General features: G+C 63.2%; 14 protein-coding genes. 4 read left to right on the top strand and 10 right to left on the bottom strand.

Annotated features, from left to right (window positions below):
• The first annotated feature begins 471 nt into the window (after window positions 1-471).
• A complete protein-coding gene (locus tag BLV18_RS22305) occupies window positions 472-678 on the top strand; it encodes a hypothetical protein (RefSeq protein WP_090356148.1) in 207 nt (68 codons plus the stop codon).
• 364 nt (window positions 679-1,042) lie between these two features.
• Window positions 1,043-1,615 carry an isochorismatase family protein gene (locus BLV18_RS02640; RefSeq protein WP_090356145.1) on the top strand — a complete coding sequence of 191 codons (573 nt, stop codon included), beginning with the start codon at window positions 1,043-1,045 and terminating at the stop codon, window positions 1,613-1,615.
• A 128-nt stretch (window positions 1,616-1,743) separates the two neighbouring features.
• Here BLV18_RS02640 and BLV18_RS02635 read toward each other — a convergent pair whose 3' ends face one another.
• From BLV18_RS02635 to BLV18_RS02605, 7 genes are all read right to left on the bottom strand, one after another.
• Complete coding sequence (locus BLV18_RS02635) at window positions 1,744-4,005, bottom strand: TonB-dependent receptor (RefSeq protein WP_090356142.1); 2,262 nt, start codon at window positions 4,003-4,005, stop codon at window positions 1,744-1,746.
• Between the two features lie 238 nt (window positions 4,006-4,243).
• A complete protein-coding gene (locus BLV18_RS02630; RefSeq protein ID WP_090356140.1) occupies window positions 4,244-5,302 on the bottom strand; it encodes an ABC transporter ATP-binding protein in 1,059 nt (352 codons plus the stop codon).
• Entirely contained in the window at window positions 5,299-6,327 is a 1,029-nt protein-coding gene (locus BLV18_RS02625; protein WP_090356137.1) for an ABC transporter ATP-binding protein, read from the bottom strand. The genes BLV18_RS02630 and BLV18_RS02625 overlap by 4 nt, the downstream gene beginning before the upstream one ends.
• Window positions 6,324-7,211, bottom strand: coding sequence for an ABC transporter permease (locus BLV18_RS02620; protein ID WP_049858630.1), 888 nt, complete (start codon window positions 7,209-7,211; stop codon window positions 6,324-6,326). The genes BLV18_RS02625 and BLV18_RS02620 overlap by 4 nt, the downstream gene beginning before the upstream one ends.
• Window positions 7,212-7,224: 13 nt before the next feature.
• The gene (locus tag BLV18_RS02615) at window positions 7,225-8,175 is read right to left on the bottom strand and encodes an ABC transporter permease (protein WP_090356135.1); all 951 of its coding nucleotides are present in this window, start codon (window positions 8,173-8,175) and stop codon (window positions 7,225-7,227) included.
• A 57-nt stretch (window positions 8,176-8,232) separates the two neighbouring features.
• The gene (locus BLV18_RS02610) at window positions 8,233-9,909 is read right to left on the bottom strand and encodes a peptide ABC transporter substrate-binding protein (protein ID WP_090356132.1); all 1,677 of its coding nucleotides are present in this window, start codon (window positions 9,907-9,909) and stop codon (window positions 8,233-8,235) included.
• Window positions 9,910-10,031: 122 nt separating this feature from the next.
• Window positions 10,032-11,366, bottom strand: a complete 1,335-nt coding sequence (locus BLV18_RS02605) for an NAD(P)/FAD-dependent oxidoreductase (protein ID WP_090356130.1) — start codon at window positions 11,364-11,366, stop codon at window positions 10,032-10,034.
• Between the two features lie 131 nt (window positions 11,367-11,497).
• Here BLV18_RS02605 and BLV18_RS02600 point away from each other — a divergent pair, with 131 nt between their 5' ends.
• Window positions 11,498-12,301, top strand: a complete 804-nt coding sequence (locus BLV18_RS02600; RefSeq protein WP_167375908.1) for an IclR family transcriptional regulator — start codon at window positions 11,498-11,500, stop codon at window positions 12,299-12,301.
• Window positions 12,302-12,312: 11 nt separating this feature from the next.
• Here the strand turns inward: BLV18_RS02600 and BLV18_RS02595 are convergent, their stop codons facing one another.
• Window positions 12,313-13,614 (bottom strand): NAD(P)/FAD-dependent oxidoreductase, encoded by a 1,302-nt coding sequence (locus BLV18_RS02595; protein ID WP_090356124.1) that lies wholly within the window; start codon window positions 13,612-13,614, stop codon window positions 12,313-12,315.
• A 468-nt stretch (window positions 13,615-14,082) separates the two neighbouring features.
• Between BLV18_RS02595 and BLV18_RS02590 the strand changes: the two genes are divergently transcribed.
• Complete coding sequence (locus BLV18_RS02590; protein ID WP_090356122.1) at window positions 14,083-15,426, top strand: MFS transporter; 1,344 nt, start codon at window positions 14,083-14,085, stop codon at window positions 15,424-15,426.
• Between the two features lie 9 nt (window positions 15,427-15,435).
• On the opposite strand, the gene BLV18_RS02585 is transcribed toward BLV18_RS02590, so the two are convergent.
• On the bottom strand, window positions 15,436-16,395 hold the full coding sequence (locus tag BLV18_RS02585) for a sensor domain-containing diguanylate cyclase (protein ID WP_090356120.1): 960 nt from the start codon (window positions 16,393-16,395) through the stop codon (window positions 15,436-15,438).
• Window positions 16,396-16,398: 3 nt separating this feature from the next.
• Entirely contained in the window at window positions 16,399-17,397 is a 999-nt protein-coding gene (locus BLV18_RS02580) for a response regulator (RefSeq protein WP_090356116.1), read from the bottom strand.
• Window positions 17,398-17,892 lie beyond the last annotated feature (495 nt).

Here is a 17,892-nt window from a genome sequence, read left to right as displayed (position 1 = left end):
AGCGGTGCTGTACCAATCCGTGTCGCGCACTAAGTCTCCCATTTCTACGCCGCCGATCATGGGCGGGACAGGAGCCAGCGAGTTGGGGGAATTAAGGCAAGCCTCCTCCACGACCCACGAGCCTTTTTGGATTTATGCTTGAGACACTGCTTGCAAACAATCAACCGGGACCGGAGCCCTGGCTAGACAGGCATCACAGTTGACCTGCCTACCCACGCTGCCTATCCTCCCACTCGTCACGCCACATGCGTGACCAGGTTTGACGGCCTGTCTTACATACGAACGCGCAGTCTCAAGACTCGGCTCGGGCGCCTCCGCACCCGTTTCGAACGCTATGGCGGCTGTGCGTGGGGCACCTTCGGGTGCGCCGGGTTCGTATGTGACCGGTCCGTCAACCCATGCACAGCTGCCACCCACTCGTTTGACGGCGAGTGCTGGCAGATCTCACCTCACATACGGAAGTCGCCAATCATGAAAGATCAAACGAATCTCGCTGCTTACCAATCCCTTCAACGTGCTAGTCAATTGCTAGATACCGCGTCGGTGCTTGCTGCGGAAACGAGCGATGCCAATCAGCAGCTCTGTCGTGCGCTTAACCAAGCTGTGGCCTTGCTGACGGAGACGAGCAGGACGCTGGTGGAGGATTCGCTGCTGGAGATGAAGTTGCGGTTTAGTTGATTCCGATCGTCATCAAGCACGAAGGCGGTGCCGATCGAGATTGATAGGTACCGTTCAAAAAATGAACAGCATTGCAATAGGTGAGTGCGGTTCACTGCCTTAGAATCCAGTATTCGGAAGTCGATCCTGGTGGCTTCGTCACTGATTGCGAAGCTCTTCTGGGACCAAGTGGGGACCAGGGGCTTGACGCGGCACGCAGGGTCTACGTAATGAGGATCGCTTGCGCGTACACAGGCCTACGGTGCTGAAGATCATAACCGTTTCAGGTACGCCTGCCATGCATCCCACACTGCCTATCGCCCATTGAACGGACTTACTGGTTACCGCACACTGACCCCATTCTTTTCCGATAAAACGGCCTTCCATGAGCGACCAGCCCAACTCCATCCCTCTCATCATCCTCGACGTGCAAGACGCCATCGACCAGCCGAAATGGAATGGCAAGAGCAACCCCGGCTACCTGGAAACCATCCAACGCCTTCTACAACTTTGGCGCTCGAATAACTGGCCTGTGCTTCACGTAAAGCACGATGAACCTACACCTACTTCGACCTACCACACCCACGGCCCATGGAATGGCATCAAGCAAGAAGTTGCCCCCTTGGACGGTGAACCGGTCATTACCAAACAGCAGAACTGCGCGTTCATCGGTACCGATCTGGATGCCATGCTCAAGCAGATGCAGGTGACGCGTTTTGTGCTGACGGGTGTGGTTATCCACAACAGCATGGACGCCACGGTTCGGGTGGGGAAAGCCTTGGGGTACAACATCATTCTTCCCTCGGATGCCACGACGGCAGTGCCGATCACCGCAGCGGACGGCACCGTCTGGGATGCTGAAACCGTTCATAATCTGACGTTGGCGATACTGGGGAGTGAGTACGCCGAGGTGGTGCTGGCGCGGGATGCGGTCGAGGCGCTTGGATTAGGGGGCTGAGGTGAGGCGACTGGCCTCATCGCCGGTAGAGCCCGCTCTAACATGGCTCGCGAAATCAGTGAATCATCACAAAGGAAACGGGAGCCGCAGCTCCCGTTTCTTTCATTTACATACCTGCTCAACCGTACTCAGAAATCGACAGAAGCACTGACAGAGAATGTCCGCGGCGCGCCGAGTACCAGATAGTTAGACCCCGGATAACCGCCGGTGGATGCCCAGTAATCGCGACCGGTCACGTTGTCCACGCGCGCACGCAGGGTCACGTCGCGCTCGTCCACTTTGAAGCCGTAACGAGCACCCAGGTCCAGACGTGTCCACGAAGGAATCTCAAGGCTGTTGGCGTTATTGGCGTACTGGCTGGCGGTGTAGATGACGCGGCTGGTCAAGGTCACACCGTTGAGCCCAGGCACGTCCCACTCACCGCCGATGTTGGCCTGTGTCTTGGGCACGCCGATAGGCTCGTTGCCGTCGTTTTCGCCGTTCTGGGTTTTGGTCAGCTCGGCATCGAGCAAGGTGACGCCACCCAACAGGCGCACGCCCTGTGTGGGCTGGCCGAACACCGACAGTTCGATACCACGGTTTCGCTGCTCGCCGCCGTCTTTGAACACCTGGTTCTCGACGATGCCGACCGGCTTCTCGGTCTGGAATACAGCCAGGCTGCCGCCCAGGTTGCCGCTGTCGTACTTGATGCCGACCTCGGTTTGCTTGGCGACATAAGGTGTCAAGGATTCCCCGGAGTTCAGCACCGGCGCGGTCGAGCCGTTGGGCAAGGTGGTGGTGGCACCTGCGGTATCACCTTTGGTCAGGCCTTCGATGTAGTTCGCGTACACGGAGAACTGGCCGTTCAACTGATACACGATGCCTGCCACGGGTGTGGTTTCGTAGCGTTTGTACTGAGAAGTGCGGTCGCCGCTGATGTAGTTGTATTCGGTGACATCCAGGCCCTGGCGACGAGCGCCTAGGGTGACCAGCAACTGATCGTCGAAGAAACCCAGGGTGTCGGCAATGGCCAAGCTTTGTGTGTGGGTACGCCCAGTGATTTCCGGATCGGACATGGAGCCGTTGAACAACACGTTCTCGGGCTGTGCTGCGTCGTTGGAGCCGTACAGATCGCCCACTATCGGGTTGGAGAAATTGCCAGCCCAGGCGTTCTTGTCCTTGGTGTCGTACATGGAACCTGAAACGACCCACTCATGGGATACCGGGCCAGTCTGCAGGTTGAAACGCATACCCACTTCACCCGTGGTGACGGTCTCTTCGCGGTAGTTGTCGAAGCGCGAGGCGGAAGTCACACCGGAGGGGGTGGATGACGGATTGGCGAGGACGTTTTTTTCCTCGCCTTTGCGCATACCCGCGGCGGCCCAGGTGGTGAGAGAGTCGGTCAGGTCATATTCGGCGCGGAAGGTGCCGAAGGTCTGCTTCTCTTTCGAGTAGGTCCAGGACTGTCCGTAGTTGTCACGCGCTTTGGGCGCGCTAGGAATACCGCCTACCGGGGTAACGCTCGGCTGGGGCGTATCGATGAAGTGATACTGATGGCCGACATCGGCAGACAGGCGCAGCCGGTCGCCTTGGTAATCGAGGCCCAGGGCGAACATATCCAGGTTGCGGTCCTGATCATCCACCGAGGTTTCACCGCCTCGCTTGGCCGCGTTGATTCGAACACCAAAGCGATCATCTTCGCCGAAGCGACGGGCGACGTCGGCGGCGACCGTGCCGAAGCCGTTGTTCTCGGCACCTACAGTGAGGCGTGTAAGCGGCTCGTTCGGCGCGCGCTTGGGCAAGATGTTGATGGCACCACCAATTCCGGTGCCGCCTGGCGCTGCGCCGTTGAGGAAGGCGTTGGCGCCGCGGAACACTTCAACGCGTTCGATGAATTCGGAGGCCACGTACTGCCGAGGCAACAGGCCATAGAGCCCGTTGTAGGCAATGTCATCGGAGTACAGCGGGAAACCGCGCATCACGTACAACTCTTGGAAGTTGCCGAATCCACGGGCGATGCGAACCGAAGGGTCGTTCTGCAGAATGTCCGCGACACTGCGCGCCTGCTGATCCTGAATGAGTTGATTCGTGTAGGACGTTGAAGTGAACGGCGTCTCCATGTAGTCCTTGTTGCCCAGAATACCTACCCGGCCGCCCCGTGCGACCTGACCACCCTCGTATTCGGGCACCAGGCCTTCGCGCGAAGCGTCCGCGCTGGCAGAGATCGCCGTCTCGCCCAATTCCAGCGTTGTCCCTTGGCTTGCGGCGGGACCTTCCGGCTGCGTTGTTTCCACAGGCAGCTCAAGCGTCGTTTGCGCATGGGCGACAATCGGCGAAAAGCTGGCGATCAGGCAAATGGGTAACCAAACGGAACTGACCGCGGCTTTACGTGGAAACTGTGGGATAGGCATGAACAATCCTGCTGGGGATGGGCGACTGAAGAGAGTGGGCAAACTGCTGGATTGTAGCGAATGCGAATCTTTCTCTGCTACATCTTCAGCTTTTTTATGTGGGCTCAAGTCGCTTTTGGGATCTTTGGGGCGACGGGACGTCGGCTGGCCTCATCGCGGGTAGAACCCGCTCCCACATTGAGACAGGGGTTTGTATGGGAGGGTTGGGGACTAGAAGCAGATCGCGGGGCAGCTGATGTCAGCTCCCGGCCAGGCGCTGATGTGACTGCTGCATGATTTCGCGCTGTTCGTGGAGCGGCGAAACCAACTCCAGATCATCCCGTATACACGCCACGCCATGACCTGCGCTGACCTCACGCAACAGCGGTCGATCCTGTGCGCAGGCGGGCAGGACGTAGGGGCAGCGGGTGCGAAACGCGCATCCCGAAGGCGGTGAAATAGGGCTAGGGATATCGCCCTGAAGCACGATTCGCTGCCGCCGCTGCCCGGGTTCGGGCATGGGGATGGCCGACATCAGCGCTTCGGTGTAGGGGTGTCGGGGATGGCTGAACAGCTCGCGGGTGGGCGCTATTTCGACGATGCGGCCCAGGTACATCACCGCAACGCGGTCGGCGATGTGGCCGACCACGGCCAGGTCGTGGGTGACGAAGAGCATGGTCAGGTTCATCTGCCGACGGATGCGCGCGAACAGGTTGAGCACTTGCGCCTGCACCGAGACGTCCAGGGCCGACACCGGTTCGTCGGCCATGATGAATTCAGGTTCCAGGGTCAGGGCGCGGGCGATGCCGATGCGCTGGCGTTGACCGCCGGAGAACTCGTGGGGGTAACGGTCCAGGTACTGGGCCGCGAGGCCGACGGTTTCCAGGGCCTGCCCGGCCTTTTCCCGGCGCCCGGCGGCGTCGAGTTCGGGGTTGTGGAAGCGCAGCGGCATGGCGAGGATGTCACCCACGCTCATGCGCGGGTTCAGCGAACCGTAGGGGTCCTGGAAGATCATCTGCATGCGCTTGCGATAGGGCTTGAGCAGGCGGTCGTTGAAGGGTGTGATTTCGACGTTGTCGAAGACGATGTGCCCTTCGGTGGGTAGGTCGAGCATCATCAGGCTGCGGCCCAGGGTGCTCTTGCCCGAGCCGCTTTCGCCCACCAGGCCGAGCACTTCGCCACGGGCGATGCTCAGGTCGACACCATCCACGGCGCGGACCAGGTTGTCGTCGCGGTCGCGACGGTGAGCGAGGAAGGTCTTGCGCACGGGGAAGTATTTCTTCAAGCCGACGACGTCGATCAGCGGACGTTCTTTCATCGTGCACCTTCCTGTTCGGTCGCCAGTTCCCGCCAGCGCACGCAGCGCAGTTGGTGGCCCATTTCGATTTCTTCCAGCACGGGTGCCTGTTGGTCGCAGCGGCCAGCAATGCTGTAGCCGCAGCGCGGGTGGAAGGCGCAGCCGCTGGGCGGTGTGCTGGGGTCGGGGACAAAGCCGGCGATGGTGCCCAGTTCACCTTGCGCCAGACCGGCGTGTTCGAAGCGCGGCACTGCGGCCAGCAAGCCGCGGGTGTAGGGCATGCGCGGCGATGACAGCACCTGGCTGACGCTGCCCTGTTCGACGATGCGCCCGGCGTACATCACCATGACCCGGTCGGCGATTTCCGCGACCACGCCGAAGTTGTGGGTGATGAACAGGATCGCCATGCCGTTCTTCTTCTGCAGGTTGCGCAGCAGGTCAAGGATCTGCGCCTGCACGGTCACGTCCAGCGCGGTGGTGGGTTCGTCGGCAATCAGCACGTCCGGCTCCATGGCCAGGGCGATGGCGATCATCACCCGCTGGCGCATGCCGCCGGACAGCTCGTGGGGATAACAGTCCAGGCGCTTGACCGGTTCCGGAATGCCGACCTGCTCCAGCAGGGCCAACGCGCGGGCGCGGGCGTCGGCCTTGCTCAGGGACTCATGGAAACGGATCGCTTCGGCGATCTGGTCGCCTACGCGGTGCACCGGGTTCAGCGAGGTCAGCGGTTCCTGGAAGATCATCGCCACGCGGTTGCCGCGCACGTGGCGCATCTGCTGCTCGCCCATGGCCACCAGGTCGATGGGCGCGCCGTGGCGGTCGGCGACGATGGCGCTGCCGTCGATGCGGGTTTTCGGCGCTTCGGCGAGCAGCTTCATGATGGCCAGGCTGGTGACGCTCTTGCCTGAACCGCTCTCGCCCACCAGGGCCAGGGTTTCGCCGGCACCGATGGTGAAGTTGATGTCGTGGACCACGGGCACGTAGCCGGCGCCCTTGCGGAAGGCGACGTTGAGGTGCGCCACGGCGATCTTTTCATCTGCGTTCATTTCAGGTCGCTCCTGCCGTCCAGCGCGTCGCGCAGGCCGTCGCCGATGAAGTTGAAGCTGGTCACCGCGAGGGTGATCGCCAGCCCGGGAATGATCGCCAGCCAGGGCGCCTTGCCCAGGTACTGCTGGGCGGCGTTGAGCATGTTGCCCCAGCTGGGCAAGGGCGGCTGGATGCCGTAGCCGAGGAAGCTGATGTAGGCCTCCAGCAGAATGGCGTTGGCGATGGTCAGGGTGGCCGCGACGATGATCGGGCCGATGGCGTTGGGCATCAGTTCGCGAAACATGATCCAGCGGTTGCTGGCGCCGATCATGCGGGCGGCCAGGGTGAAGTCGCGTTCGCGCAGCGAGCGGATCTCGGCTTCGACGATGCGCGAGATTTCCATCCAGCTGGTCACGGCGATGATCAGGGTGATCATCATCGGGCTGGGTTTGGTGAACGCCGCCAGCACCAGCACCAGGAACACGCTGGGAAAAGACAGGAAGGCATCGACGAAGCGCATCAACCCGGCGCCGACCCAGCCGCGGTAGTAACCGGCGATGACGCCGATCAGGGTGCCGATGACGATGCTGATGAGCATCGCGCAGAAGCCCACCATCAACGAGATGCGCCCGGCGTTGAGCAAGCGGGCAGCCGTGTCGCGGCCCAGCGCGTCGGTGCCCAGGTAGTGATTGCCGGTGAACGGCGGCGCGAAGCGGTTGCGGATGTCGATGCTCAGGTCGTTGTAGTGCAGCAGGTAGGGGCCGAACACGCAGGCCAGGATCAATACGGTGATCATCACCACGCCGAGCACGGCCAGTTTGTGGCGCATGAAACGGCGCAGGGTGGGGTTGGCCAGCCAGGCCCAGCGGCGGCTGGCGGGCAGGTAGTGCGTGGCGGTGGTCATGGGCGGTACTCCTTCAGGCCAGCCGGACACGGGGGTCGGCGACGCCTATCAACAGATCGGCGAGCAGGTTGCCCAGCAGCACCAGTACGGCCGAGAACATCAGAATGCCCATGATCACCGGGTAGTCGCTGTAACCCAGGCTGTCGAGGAACAGCCGGCCCATGCCGGGCCAGGTGAACACCGTTTCGGTGATCAGCGCGCCGCCGAGGATGGTGGGTATCTGCAGCCCGGCGAGGGTGATCATCGGCAGCAGGGCATTGCGAATCACGTGGTGAGTCAGCACTCGGCGATAGGGCACGCCCTTGGCGCGGGCGGTGCGGACGAAGTCCTGGTCGATCACGTCCAGGGTGGCGGAGCGCATGTAGCGGCTCCAGATCGCCACGTTGACCAGGGCCAGCACCAGCACCGGCAGCACCAGGTGAATGGCGTAATCGCCCAGGGACTGGTCGCCGATGGTGTACATGTTGCCCGCCGGGAGCCAGCCCAGGTGCAGGGAGAACAAGAAGATCGCCACCAGCCCGAACCAGAAGGTGGGAATCGACAGCGCCACCATCGCGCCGACCGTGGCCAGGGTGTCGAACACCGAATAGCGGCGCACCGCCCCTAGCACGCCAACCCAGGTGCCAATGACGATGGACAGCAGCGTCGAGGTGCCCATCAGCAGCAACGTCGCGGGCAGGTGCCCGGCAATCACGCTGAGCACCGGGCGGCCGTCGCGGAACGAGTTGCCCCAGTCGCCGACGAACAGATGGCTGAACCAGTCGATGTACTGCACCAGCAGTGGCCGCTTCAAGCCCAGCTGCTCGGCGATGCGGTCCAGCTCGGCCTGGCTCATGCCGGGGTTCAGGGCGAACTGCGACATCGGCCCGCCGGGAGCCAGGTTGAGCACCATGAAGCCGATCAGCGAGACCAGCACCAGCACCACGGCGCTCTGCCCCAGGCGGTTGAGAATGTAGTTCGGCATGCTTGAATCCTCTGCGGTGCGAACGACACCCGACCCTGCGGCCAGGCATGGGCGTGCTCAGGTCCAGGACCAGGTGTTGACGTTCCAGGGTTCGATGCGCAGGTTGATGTTGCCGGTGAAGCCCTTGAGGCCCGATTTGTAGCCGCGCACGTAGGTGTACTGAAACAGCGGCAGGATGGGCAGGTCCTGGCGGATCAGGTCCTGCACCTGCACGTACACCGCCTTGCGCTGAGCGACGTCCTGGATCGCCGCGCCTTGGGCCAGCAGTTCGTCGACCTTGGCGTTGACGTATTGCGAGTTGTTCTGCCCGGCCCCGCCTTTGGCATTGGTCGATTGCGAACCGAAGTAGTCGCGGGTGTCGGGGTCGGCACCGGTGAGGAAGTTGTTGCCGACGATCACCGAGTCGAATTTGGACTGCACCCAGTACTCGCCCCACATCACCGCAGGCGGCAGGTTGGAGATTTTCATCTCCACACCGATGGCCAGCCAGGTCTGCTGGATGAACTGCTGCGCCTGCTCGCGGATCTGGTTGCCGGCGGTGGTGGAGTTGGTGAACGAGAGGCGCACCCCGCCCTTCTCGCGAATGCCGCCAGCGCCCGGTTTCCAGCCGGCGTCATCGAGCAGTTTGCTGGCCGCCTCGATGTTGAAGCTTTGCTTGGGCAGGTTCGGGTTGTAGTAGGCCGACTGTTGCGGCATGTAGGTTTCGGTGGGCAGCACCAGGCCGAAATACAATTCGTCGATGATGGTCTTCTTGTCGATGGCCATGTACAGCGCCTGGCGCACGACGGGGTCCTTGAACTGCGGGCGCTCCATGTTCAGGGTCACCGACTCGATGGTGGCCACCGGCAAAATCACCACGGTGCGCCCGGCCAGGTCCTTGGCTTCCTCGTAATGGTCGGGGGTGATGCCCTGCATGGCGGTGACGTCGATGTCGCCGGTCTTGAACTGGGTGTAGAGCACGGTCAGGTCGGGGATGTACTTGAAGATCACGCTGTCGATCTGCGGCTGGGTGCCGTGATAGTCAGGGTTGGCCTTGAGCTGGATGTGGTCGCCAGCCACCCGCGTGCCCCACTTGAACGGCCCGGTGCCGATCGGTGCATTGTTGAACGGTGCCGTGTTGACGTCGGCGGCGACCGAGAGAATATGTTTGGGCACCATGAAGGTGGACGACAGGATCGAGGCGTAGGGTGCGTAGGATTTCTCCATGCGCCAGTGGATTTCGGTGGGCGAAACCACGGTGATGTCGCGCAGCAGATCGTGGCCGGCGCGGCGACCGCTGCGAAAATTCGGCGAGACGATCAGTTCCAGGGTGTACTTCACGTCTTCGGCGGTGAAGGGTCGGCCGTCGTGCCATTTGGCATCGCTGCGCAGTTTCACCTTCCACTGCAGGCCGTCGGCGGAGATGCCGCCATTGGCCACGGTCGGCACTTCGGTGGCCAGGGCCGGAACGAATTCACCGCTGGGCGAGATGCCGAACAGCGGGTCGAACACGTTCCAGTGGATGCCGTCGTCCACTTCGATGTGCGGCATGTGCGGATTGAAGACGGTGGGTTCCTGGGACAGGCCGATGATCACCTGTCCGGACGGCGGGGCGGCCATGGCCGCGAACGATTGGCTGGTCCGGCCCAGGGGCAGCAGGCTGCCCGCAGCACCGATGATGGCCATGGCCAGCGCCTGGCGGCGGGTCGGGTTCGACAGGCTGTTGCCTTTATCCGAGTCATCGCGTTGCGACATGCTGAAGCTCCCACAGTAAGGAAGAAAGGGCAGGTGGCAGGCGTTGGAAAGCGTCTTGGACGCTGGACCCGGGCTCGTTCGAACGAGCTTCTGCAGGGCTGTTGCCGAGTGATCGGGCGGTTCTAGAATCCGGAAATGGGCCGTGGGTTGGAGCCATCGCTGAAGCGCGACAGGCGAAACGCTTGCGGGTCGACGATCGGGGTTTCACCGGTGACCAGATTGGCCATCAGCCTTCCTGCCGCCGGCCCGATGCCGAAGCCATGACCCGAGAATCCGGTGGCGATGAAAAATCCGGGCACACCGTCCACCGCCGAGATCACCGGCACGGCATCGGGCGTGACATCGATCATGCCGCCCCAGCGCTGGGCGATCCGCACGTTGGCGAACACCGGGAAGGCGTTGGTCAGGCTGGCCAGGGCGCGGTTAGTTTGCCGGATCGATGGCACCGGATCGAGCACGCGGCGGTATTCGAAGGGGCTGGCTTCGTCCAGTGCCCAGCGCTTGGGCAGCACCGCTTCCTGGAAAAAACGCTGGCCCAGGCGAAACGACAGTGACTTGTGCTCCTGCTGCAACGCAGGCCAGAACTGCCGCGCGTAACGAAAGGAGTCGGGGACGATGTCGGCGATGTTTTCGTGGCCGGAGGCGACGGTGTAGCCGCCGTCCTGGCGTTTGCGCACGGCGAAGTCCATTGCCCAGATGGCGGATTCCGGGCCGCCCTGCAGGGGCGTGGTACGGATCACCGAATTGAGCACCTTGAGCTGCGGCAAATGCACCTTCAACGGCGAGCAGAACAGGCTCGACCAGGCGCCACCGGCCAGCACCACGGACGTGCAGGCGATCGCGCCGCGCTCGGTGATGACGCCGCTGACCCGGCCTGCCGTGCGCTCGATGCCACGCACCGCGCACTCGGTTAAGATCATCGCCCCTTTGGCCCGCGCCGCTTCGGCAATCGCCGGGGCCGCCTGTTGCGGTTCGGCGCGACCGTCATCGGGGGTGTACAGCGCACCCTTGATGCGCAGACGCTCGGCGCCGGGCAACACCGTGGCCAGGTCGGTGCCCGAGAGCATCCGCGCACGCACCGGGTAATCGTCCAGATTGGCCTTCCAGCGCTCGTGCTCCGCGTAGCTTTGATCGTCCGCACAGGTGAAGAGAATGCCGGCGCGGGTGTAGCCGACGTCCTTGCCGATGCGCGCGGCGAGGTCGCCCCAGATGTTCAGGGCATGGGCCATCAGCGGCAGTTCACGCGGGTCGCGGCGCGAGATGCGCACCCAGCCCCAGTTGCGACTGGACTGCTCGTGACCGATGCCACCTTTCTCGCACAGCGCCACCTTCAAGCCGCGTTCGGCAAGCTCCAGCGCCGTGGAGGCACCGACGATGCCACCCCCGATCACCACCACGTCGACACGCTCCGGCAGTTGTTCATCGCCCTGTACGGGTACTACGCGAGGTCCTGGCATCGCTGGCTGTTCTCCTGATGGATCATGAATGGATGGGCGCTGCGAGGGCCCGGATATTGCAGCGCATTTGCAGTGCCAGTCGGCCTGCCGGGCCATGGCTCGGCAATCGTCGCTTCACGGGAGAGGTCAGCATGCCCCACACCGACTCATCGACCCGCCGCCTGCCACGCTGCAGCACTCAAGGCACGCAGACGCTGGATCGCTCCTTCGACATTCTCCAGGCGATCGCGGCGCGCGGTGCGCAGGGTGCGACCATCGATGCGCTCAGCGCCGACACCCAGCTCAGCCGCGCCACCCTGTACCGCCTGCTCAAGGCCATGAAATCCTACGGCTTCGTGCGCCTGCCGCGGCTGCGGGGCCCCTACTTCCTGGGTTACCAATTGCTCAGCCTCGGTGCCCAGGCCGGCAACACCGGCGGCGTGCGCGAGTTGGCCCGCCCGGCCTTGCTGCGCCTGTGCGAGACCTTTCAGGACAGTTTCTTTCTGTTCGTTCAGGACGGCTACTACGCCCTGTGCCTGGAGCTGCACGAAGGCGCCAATCCCACTCAGAGTTTTGCCGACTGCGTGGGCGCGCGCGTGCTGAGCGGCGTTGGTCAGGGCTCGCTGGCGCTGCTCAGCCACCTGCCCACTGCGGCCCGTGCGCAGATTCTGGAACACAACGCGCCGCGCCTGCTGCGTGAATACGCCATCAGCGACAGTGCCCTGCGCTCCACCTTCAAGCAGGTGCGCCAGCAAGGTTTCGCCTGCGGCCTGGCCGATCGCGTGCTGCCGCTGCACACCGGCGTGGCGGTGCCGATCCTCGATGCCAGCGCCGCCCCGGTGGGGGCGCTGAGCTGCGCCTTGCCCAGCGTGCGCATGACCCCGCTTTACCAGCAGCGATTGGTGCAGGCCATGCGCAAGGAAGCCGACAGCATCGCGCAACGGCTGGGCGCCTGAATGAACGCGCCTCATCGGGCGAACCGGGCGAAACGAAACGGCGCAGGATCGACCAGGGGTTGGTCGCCGGTGATCAGGTCGGCCATCAGGTGGCCGGCGCCCGGTCCGATGCCGAAACCATGCCCGGAGAAGCCGGTGGCCAGGTAGAAGCCCGGCAGGCTCTGCACCTGATCCATCACCGGGACGATGTCGGGTGTGACATCGATCAGCCCCGCCCAGCGCTGCTCGATCCGCGCCTGGGCAAAGATCGGGAATTGCTCGGCGAGCATGCTCAGGGCCTTGTCGAGGTAGGCGTCCACCGGCTTGGGATCGTACAAACGCTGTGTCTCGAACGGTGAAGCCTGGGCATTGCTCCAGCGTTTGGGCGTGTTGAGTTCCTGCCAGCTCTGGCGGGTCACGCGCAGGCGGTATTCGTGGTGATGCGCCCTGACCATGGGCAGAAAGTCGGGTAGGTAGCGAAAGCTGTCCGGCACCAGCGCCGCCACGTTGGCGTTGCGCAGGGCCACGGTGTAGCCGCCGTCGGCACGCTTTCTGAACGAGACCTTCTCGGTGGCCACGGCGCACTCCGGCCCGCCCGGCAGCGGCCCGGTGCGCATCACCGAACCGAGCACGCGCAGCTGCGGCAGGCGGATGCCCAGGTTGCCGCAGAACAGGCTCGACCAGGCACCGGCCGCCAGCACGACGCTGGTGCATTTGATTTCGCCCAGTTCGGTGACCACCGAACTGACCCTTCCCGCGGTGGTTTCGACACTGCGCGCGGCACAGCGCACGAACAGCCTGGCGCCGCGTGCGCGTGCCCCTTCGGCAATGGCCGCCGTGGCGATGTCCGGCTCGGCGCGCCCGTCGCTTTCGGTGAACAGCGCACCGGTCCACGAGGCCGGCACCTTGGCTTGCAGGCGCGCCTGAATCTGGACGGTGTCGAGCAGCCGCGCCTCGATGCCCAGCGGTTTGGCCTGATCCAGCCAGCTGACCTTGGCTGCCAGCTCGGCTGCCGATTCGCAGGCATAGAGAATGCCGGAGCGGGTGAAGCCTGTCTCGTGGCGCAGCTTGCTGGCCCAGCCGTCCCACAGTTTCAGACTGGCGATGGCCAACGGCACTTCGGCGACGTCACGGCCCATGGTCCGCACCCAGCCCCAATTGCGCGACGACTGTTCGTGGGCGATGCCGCTCTTTTCCACCAGCACCACCGACACGCCCCGCTCGGCCAGGAAGAAGGCCGTGCACACGCCGATGATGCCGCCGCCGATGATCACCACATCGGCGCTGTCGGGCAGAGAAGTGTCGCTGTCGACGTGGGAAATGAGCGGGTACATGGGAACGCCTGCCAATGTCGGTGTCCCTACATCTACCCCTTGAAACGGCGAGCGGCAAGTCCTGGGGACGTGGCGCGCTCATGCTCTCACATGCTGAGACAAAGCCAGGCGCAATGGAAAATTATCAGGTTTTTTTCAGTCATCTTTTGCAACACCTTAGCCGCCATGAGACGTGGCCTGCGGCCATTACCACCGGGCACGTTGTCGCAGGCAACGCCCGCTCGGGCGGTTGCGCTGAATCGTTTCAGATGCGATAACAAATAAGCAAACGGCGCGAAAATCTCAAATAAAGCAGATTACAGGGCCCATGCACGCCGTACGCCGGCGATCCTGCTGAGCCCCTCCTGACCCGCCGAGTTGTGCCACCGCTGCGTGGCGATTTGCTCTTCACCGAGCCTGCCTTCCAACCTCATCGAGGCCATTCATTCGGCGCGCCCAAGCGCCGTGCTGCAAAAAAGGAACGGACCATTGAGCAATCAATCCACTCCGAACACCCCCCTCTCTCGCCTGTGCGACAAAATCGGCATCCCCTACCCCATGTTCTGGGGCTTCGTCGGCCTGCTGATCTTCATGATCGGCGACGGCGTCGAACTGGGTTACCTCTCCCCGTTTCTCAGTGACCGCGGCATGCCCGAAGGCGAAATCGCCATGGTGTTCACGCTGTATGGCGTCACCGTCGGCATCTCCTCCTGGCTGGCCGGCGCACTGTCGAATATCTGGGGGCCGAAACGGGTCATGATGCTGGGCCTGTTGATCTGGAGCGTGTTCGAGGTTCTGTTCCTGATCTATGGCCTGGAAACTCTGAGCTACAAGATGATCCTGCTGACCTATGGTCTGCGCGGCTTCGGCTATCCACTGTTCGCCTACGGGTTTCTGGTGTGGATCGCCGCCGCGACACCGTCGCGCAAGATGGGTCTGGCGGTTGGCTGGTTCTGGGTGGCTTATGCAGCAGGTCTGCCGACCCTGGGTTCACTGGTGGCGAGCGTGAGCATTCCGCTGATCGGCGCGTTGCAGACTTTCTGGCTGTCGTTCGCGCTGGTGGTCATCGGTGGTTTGATCGGCCTGATCGGCATGCGTGAAGCCCACGGCATGCGCCGCCTCGCACCCGAGGGCGAGAAGCCGCTGGTGTCGATGGCCAAGAACATCACCATCATGTGGTCGCACCCCAAGGTGACCCTGGCCGGTGTGGTGCGCATCATCAACACCTCGTCGATGTTCGGTTTTCTGGTGGTGCTGCCGGGGTTCTTCATGGACACGGTGGGGTTCACCCTGGAACAGTGGCTGCAACTGCTGACCATCGTCTTCGTGTTCAACATCATCGGCAACATGGGTTCCAGCGTCATCAGCACGCGGATCGGCTACCGCAATACCATCCTCTGGCTGGGCGCCATCGGTAGCACGATCACTACGCCGCTGTTCTTCTTCATGCCGCAGGCCTTTCCCGACAACTTCCTGCTGGCCTCGGTGTTCGGCGCACTGTATGGCCTGACCCTGGCGTGCTTCGTGCCGCTATCGGCACTGGCGCCGGCCCTGGCGCCGCACAACAAGGCCGCCGCGCTGTCGGTGCTGAGCTTGGGCGCGGGTGCATCCACCTGGGTGGGACCGGCGGTGGTGGCGATCTTCAATGAAAGCTTCGGCCTGGAAGGCGTGGTCTGGGCCTTCACCGGCCTGTATGCACTGAGTGCGGTCTTGACGGTGTTCCTGAAGGATCCCGAGCCGGTGCATGAGCCGTTGTTCAGCAAGACCAAGCGCCGGATAAAAGTCCGTGCGCCGCGTCTGGACTATCGCTGGGCGCATGCCACCAAGGATTGATCGTCCCGGTCAGGGCCGCTCGTAGACGGTCACCCGATTGCGGCCAGCGCGCTTGGAGGCATACAGCGCCTGGTCGGCCCATTCGATCAGTTGCTGGTGTTCGGTGCTGGGGTAGCCGAGGTCGGCTACGCCCAGGCTGATGGTGAAGCGGATCGGGCCGCTTTCGTGCTCGACCACTTCAGCCTCGACGGCCTGGCGCAACCGCTCGGCCAATATGGCGCCACCGGCCTTGTCGGTGTCCGGCAGCAGCACGGCGAACTCCTCGCCGCCGTAGCGTCCGGCAATGTCGGCGTCACGAACCAGCCCGCGCAGCACCTGCGCCACGCGCTGGATGACCTGGTCGCCCACCTGATGGCCATAGGTGTCGTTGACCCGTTTGAAGTGGTCGATGTCGAACATGATCAACGAGGTGGCGTGGCCATAGCGGCCATGTCGGACGTACTCGACCTTCAGCGCTTCTTCCCAGTGGCCACGGTTGCACAACCCAGTCAGGCGATCGGTGCTCGACAGCTTCTGCAGTTCCAGGTTGGAGGCCTGCAGTTGTCGCCGGTTGATGGCCACGTCGGTGACATCGTAGATCACCACGCAGATGTGTTTGACCTCACCATGGGTGGAGCGCAGTGGCAGGATGGTGGTGTTCTGATACATGAACGCCTCCTGCCCGGTGATCGGCTGGTAGTTCTTGAAGCGCAGCAGGTACGGACGCTGTTCCCAGATGGTGAAAGCCGGGGTGCCGAGGGTGACCACACTGCTGACCTTCTTGCGGAACCACTCGCAATCGATCTCCGGGAACAAGCTGAAGAAGCAATGTCCGATGGCGTCCTTGGGCTGCACGCCGGAGCGGTTTTCCATGAAGGTGTTCCAGACCTGCACCTGGTAATCGCTGTCGAGCACCACCACGCCTACGTCGATGCTCTGGGTGATCGCCAGCAGCCAGTGAAATTCGTCGAGTTCGATAGGTCGGCTCATGGTTCAGTTCATCAGGTAGTCGAGCTTGTCGCGCAGCAACGGTACCGAGTCCTCGGTGAACAGCAGCAACAGGTCGAAGTGAATGCAGTGGCCTTCCAGGGCGTAGCTGATTTCCACGGTGAGGGTCTTTTTCCAGCGGTGTTTGCCGACGGCGATGAGATCGTCGATCGCGGCATGGTTGCCAAGGATGTGCGGGTGGCTCTGGGAAAACATGACGTCCAACTGCTGGGCCAGGCCGCTGAGGCAGGCGCCGATGATGACCGATGACAGATCCAGCAGCATCTCGAGGTCGGAGTAGTCGAGCGCGCTGCGGTTCATCAAGCGAGCCAGGTCGGCGATGTCGCAATCGTGGAAGATCAGCATCGCTTCGCCGGCAATGCCGCCGCCGATGAACCCCTGGCAGATGGCGGTGATCGGTTGCTCACTCTGCACGTCCGCCAGCACCATGTGCAGCTCGCTGGCTTCGAGCAGGTTGACGTTGGGTACGGGCAGGTGGATGAACACGCCAAGCACTTTGGCCAGCATGGCGGCGGCCTGGCCCATGGCAACGTTGATGGCTTCGCGCAGGGCGTCGATGAAGCCGATGTGCAGCGTGCTGTCGCTGCTGCGACGCAGGGCTGTGCCAGTGGTTTTTTCCAGCAGGCCGGCCTTGAGCAGCACCCGGCGCAGCTCTTCGGGTTCGGCCGGTTTCTTGATGAAGGCCAGCGCGCCCAACTCGCGAACCCGGCGCAGGGCCTGATCCTGGACGTCGCCCGAGACGACGATGACCTTGCACGGCAGGTTTTGCTCGCGCAGCGCGGCCAGGACCTGGTAGCCGTCCATGTCGGGCATGGTCAGGTCCAGCAACATCACATCGCCTTTCCCCTGGCGCACGGCCTCGAGCGCCTGGTGGCCGTTCACCGCCTGGGTGACCGTGGCCTCCCAATCCGCCGGCAGGGCACGCAGCAGCTGCTTGCGAGCCATGTTCGAGTCATCGCAGATCAACAGGGGAATGGGCAGCATGTCCTCTCGTTCTCTCCATGGGGCGACGCGCATGATCGCCATTGATGCACCATTGCCCACCATACCCCCAAGGCCCTGTTCGCCGCTACCTTGCGTGCTGGCTATTTGCTTTCATTCGGCGCGAATGCCGATGTGGGTTACCGCGTTCAGCCTGATTCACCGCATCCACCGCCGACACGGGGTTGCAGATCGATCACGCCAGGCCTCTGTAGCAGCGGCGCAAGCCGCGTCCGAGCACACCGCGGTCTGCCCGATCCACCGCGCCAACCGCCGACGCGGCTCGCGCCGCTGCTACAGGGGCCACAACCGCTCACGGCGAGCGGTATGCCTGATTGACCGCGTCAACCGCCGACGCGGCTCGCGCCGCTGCTACAGAGGCGACAACCGCTCGCGACGGGCTTTTGTAGCAGCGGTGCAAGCCGCGTCCGGACGCACCACGGTCTGCCCGATCCACCGCGCCAACCGCCGACGCGGCTCGCGCCGCTGCTACAGAGG

Source organism: Pseudomonas coleopterorum (assembly GCF_900105555.1).
GTDB classification, from domain to species: Bacteria; Pseudomonadota; Gammaproteobacteria; order Pseudomonadales; family Pseudomonadaceae; genus Aquipseudomonas; species Aquipseudomonas coleopterorum.
This window is presented reverse-complemented; position numbering and strand designations above follow the sequence as displayed.

Excerpts from the sequence above, each read along its gene's own strand:
- BLV18_RS22305 (WP_090356148.1), top strand. The coding sequence starts at position 472 with ATGAAAGATCAAACGAATCTCGCTGCTTACCAATCCCTTCAACGTGCT.
- BLV18_RS02640 (WP_090356145.1), top strand. The coding sequence starts at position 1,043 with ATGAGCGACCAGCCCAACTCCATCCCTCTCATCATCCTCGACGTGCAA.
- BLV18_RS02635 (WP_090356142.1), bottom strand. The coding sequence starts at position 4,005 with ATGCCTATCCCACAGTTTCCACGTAAAGCCGCGGTCAGTTCCGTTTGG.
- BLV18_RS02630 (WP_090356140.1), bottom strand. The coding sequence starts at position 5,302 with ATGAAAGAACGTCCGCTGATCGACGTCGTCGGCTTGAAGAAATACTTC.
- BLV18_RS02625 (WP_090356137.1), bottom strand. The coding sequence starts at position 6,327 with ATGAACGCAGATGAAAAGATCGCCGTGGCGCACCTCAACGTCGCCTTC.
- BLV18_RS02620 (WP_049858630.1), bottom strand. The coding sequence starts at position 7,211 with ATGACCACCGCCACGCACTACCTGCCCGCCAGCCGCCGCTGGGCCTGG.
- BLV18_RS02615 (WP_090356135.1), bottom strand. The coding sequence starts at position 8,175 with ATGCCGAACTACATTCTCAACCGCCTGGGGCAGAGCGCCGTGGTGCTG.
- BLV18_RS02610 (WP_090356132.1), bottom strand. The coding sequence starts at position 9,909 with ATGTCGCAACGCGATGACTCGGATAAAGGCAACAGCCTGTCGAACCCG.
- BLV18_RS02605 (WP_090356130.1), bottom strand. The coding sequence starts at position 11,366 with ATGCCAGGACCTCGCGTAGTACCCGTACAGGGCGATGAACAACTGCCG.
- BLV18_RS02600 (WP_167375908.1), top strand. The coding sequence starts at position 11,498 with ATGCCCCACACCGACTCATCGACCCGCCGCCTGCCACGCTGCAGCACT.
- BLV18_RS02595 (WP_090356124.1), bottom strand. The coding sequence starts at position 13,614 with ATGTACCCGCTCATTTCCCACGTCGACAGCGACACTTCTCTGCCCGAC.
- BLV18_RS02585 (WP_090356120.1), bottom strand. The coding sequence starts at position 16,395 with ATGAGCCGACCTATCGAACTCGACGAATTTCACTGGCTGCTGGCGATC.
- BLV18_RS02580 (WP_090356116.1), bottom strand. The coding sequence starts at position 17,397 with ATGCTGCCCATTCCCCTGTTGATCTGCGATGACTCGAACATGGCTCGC.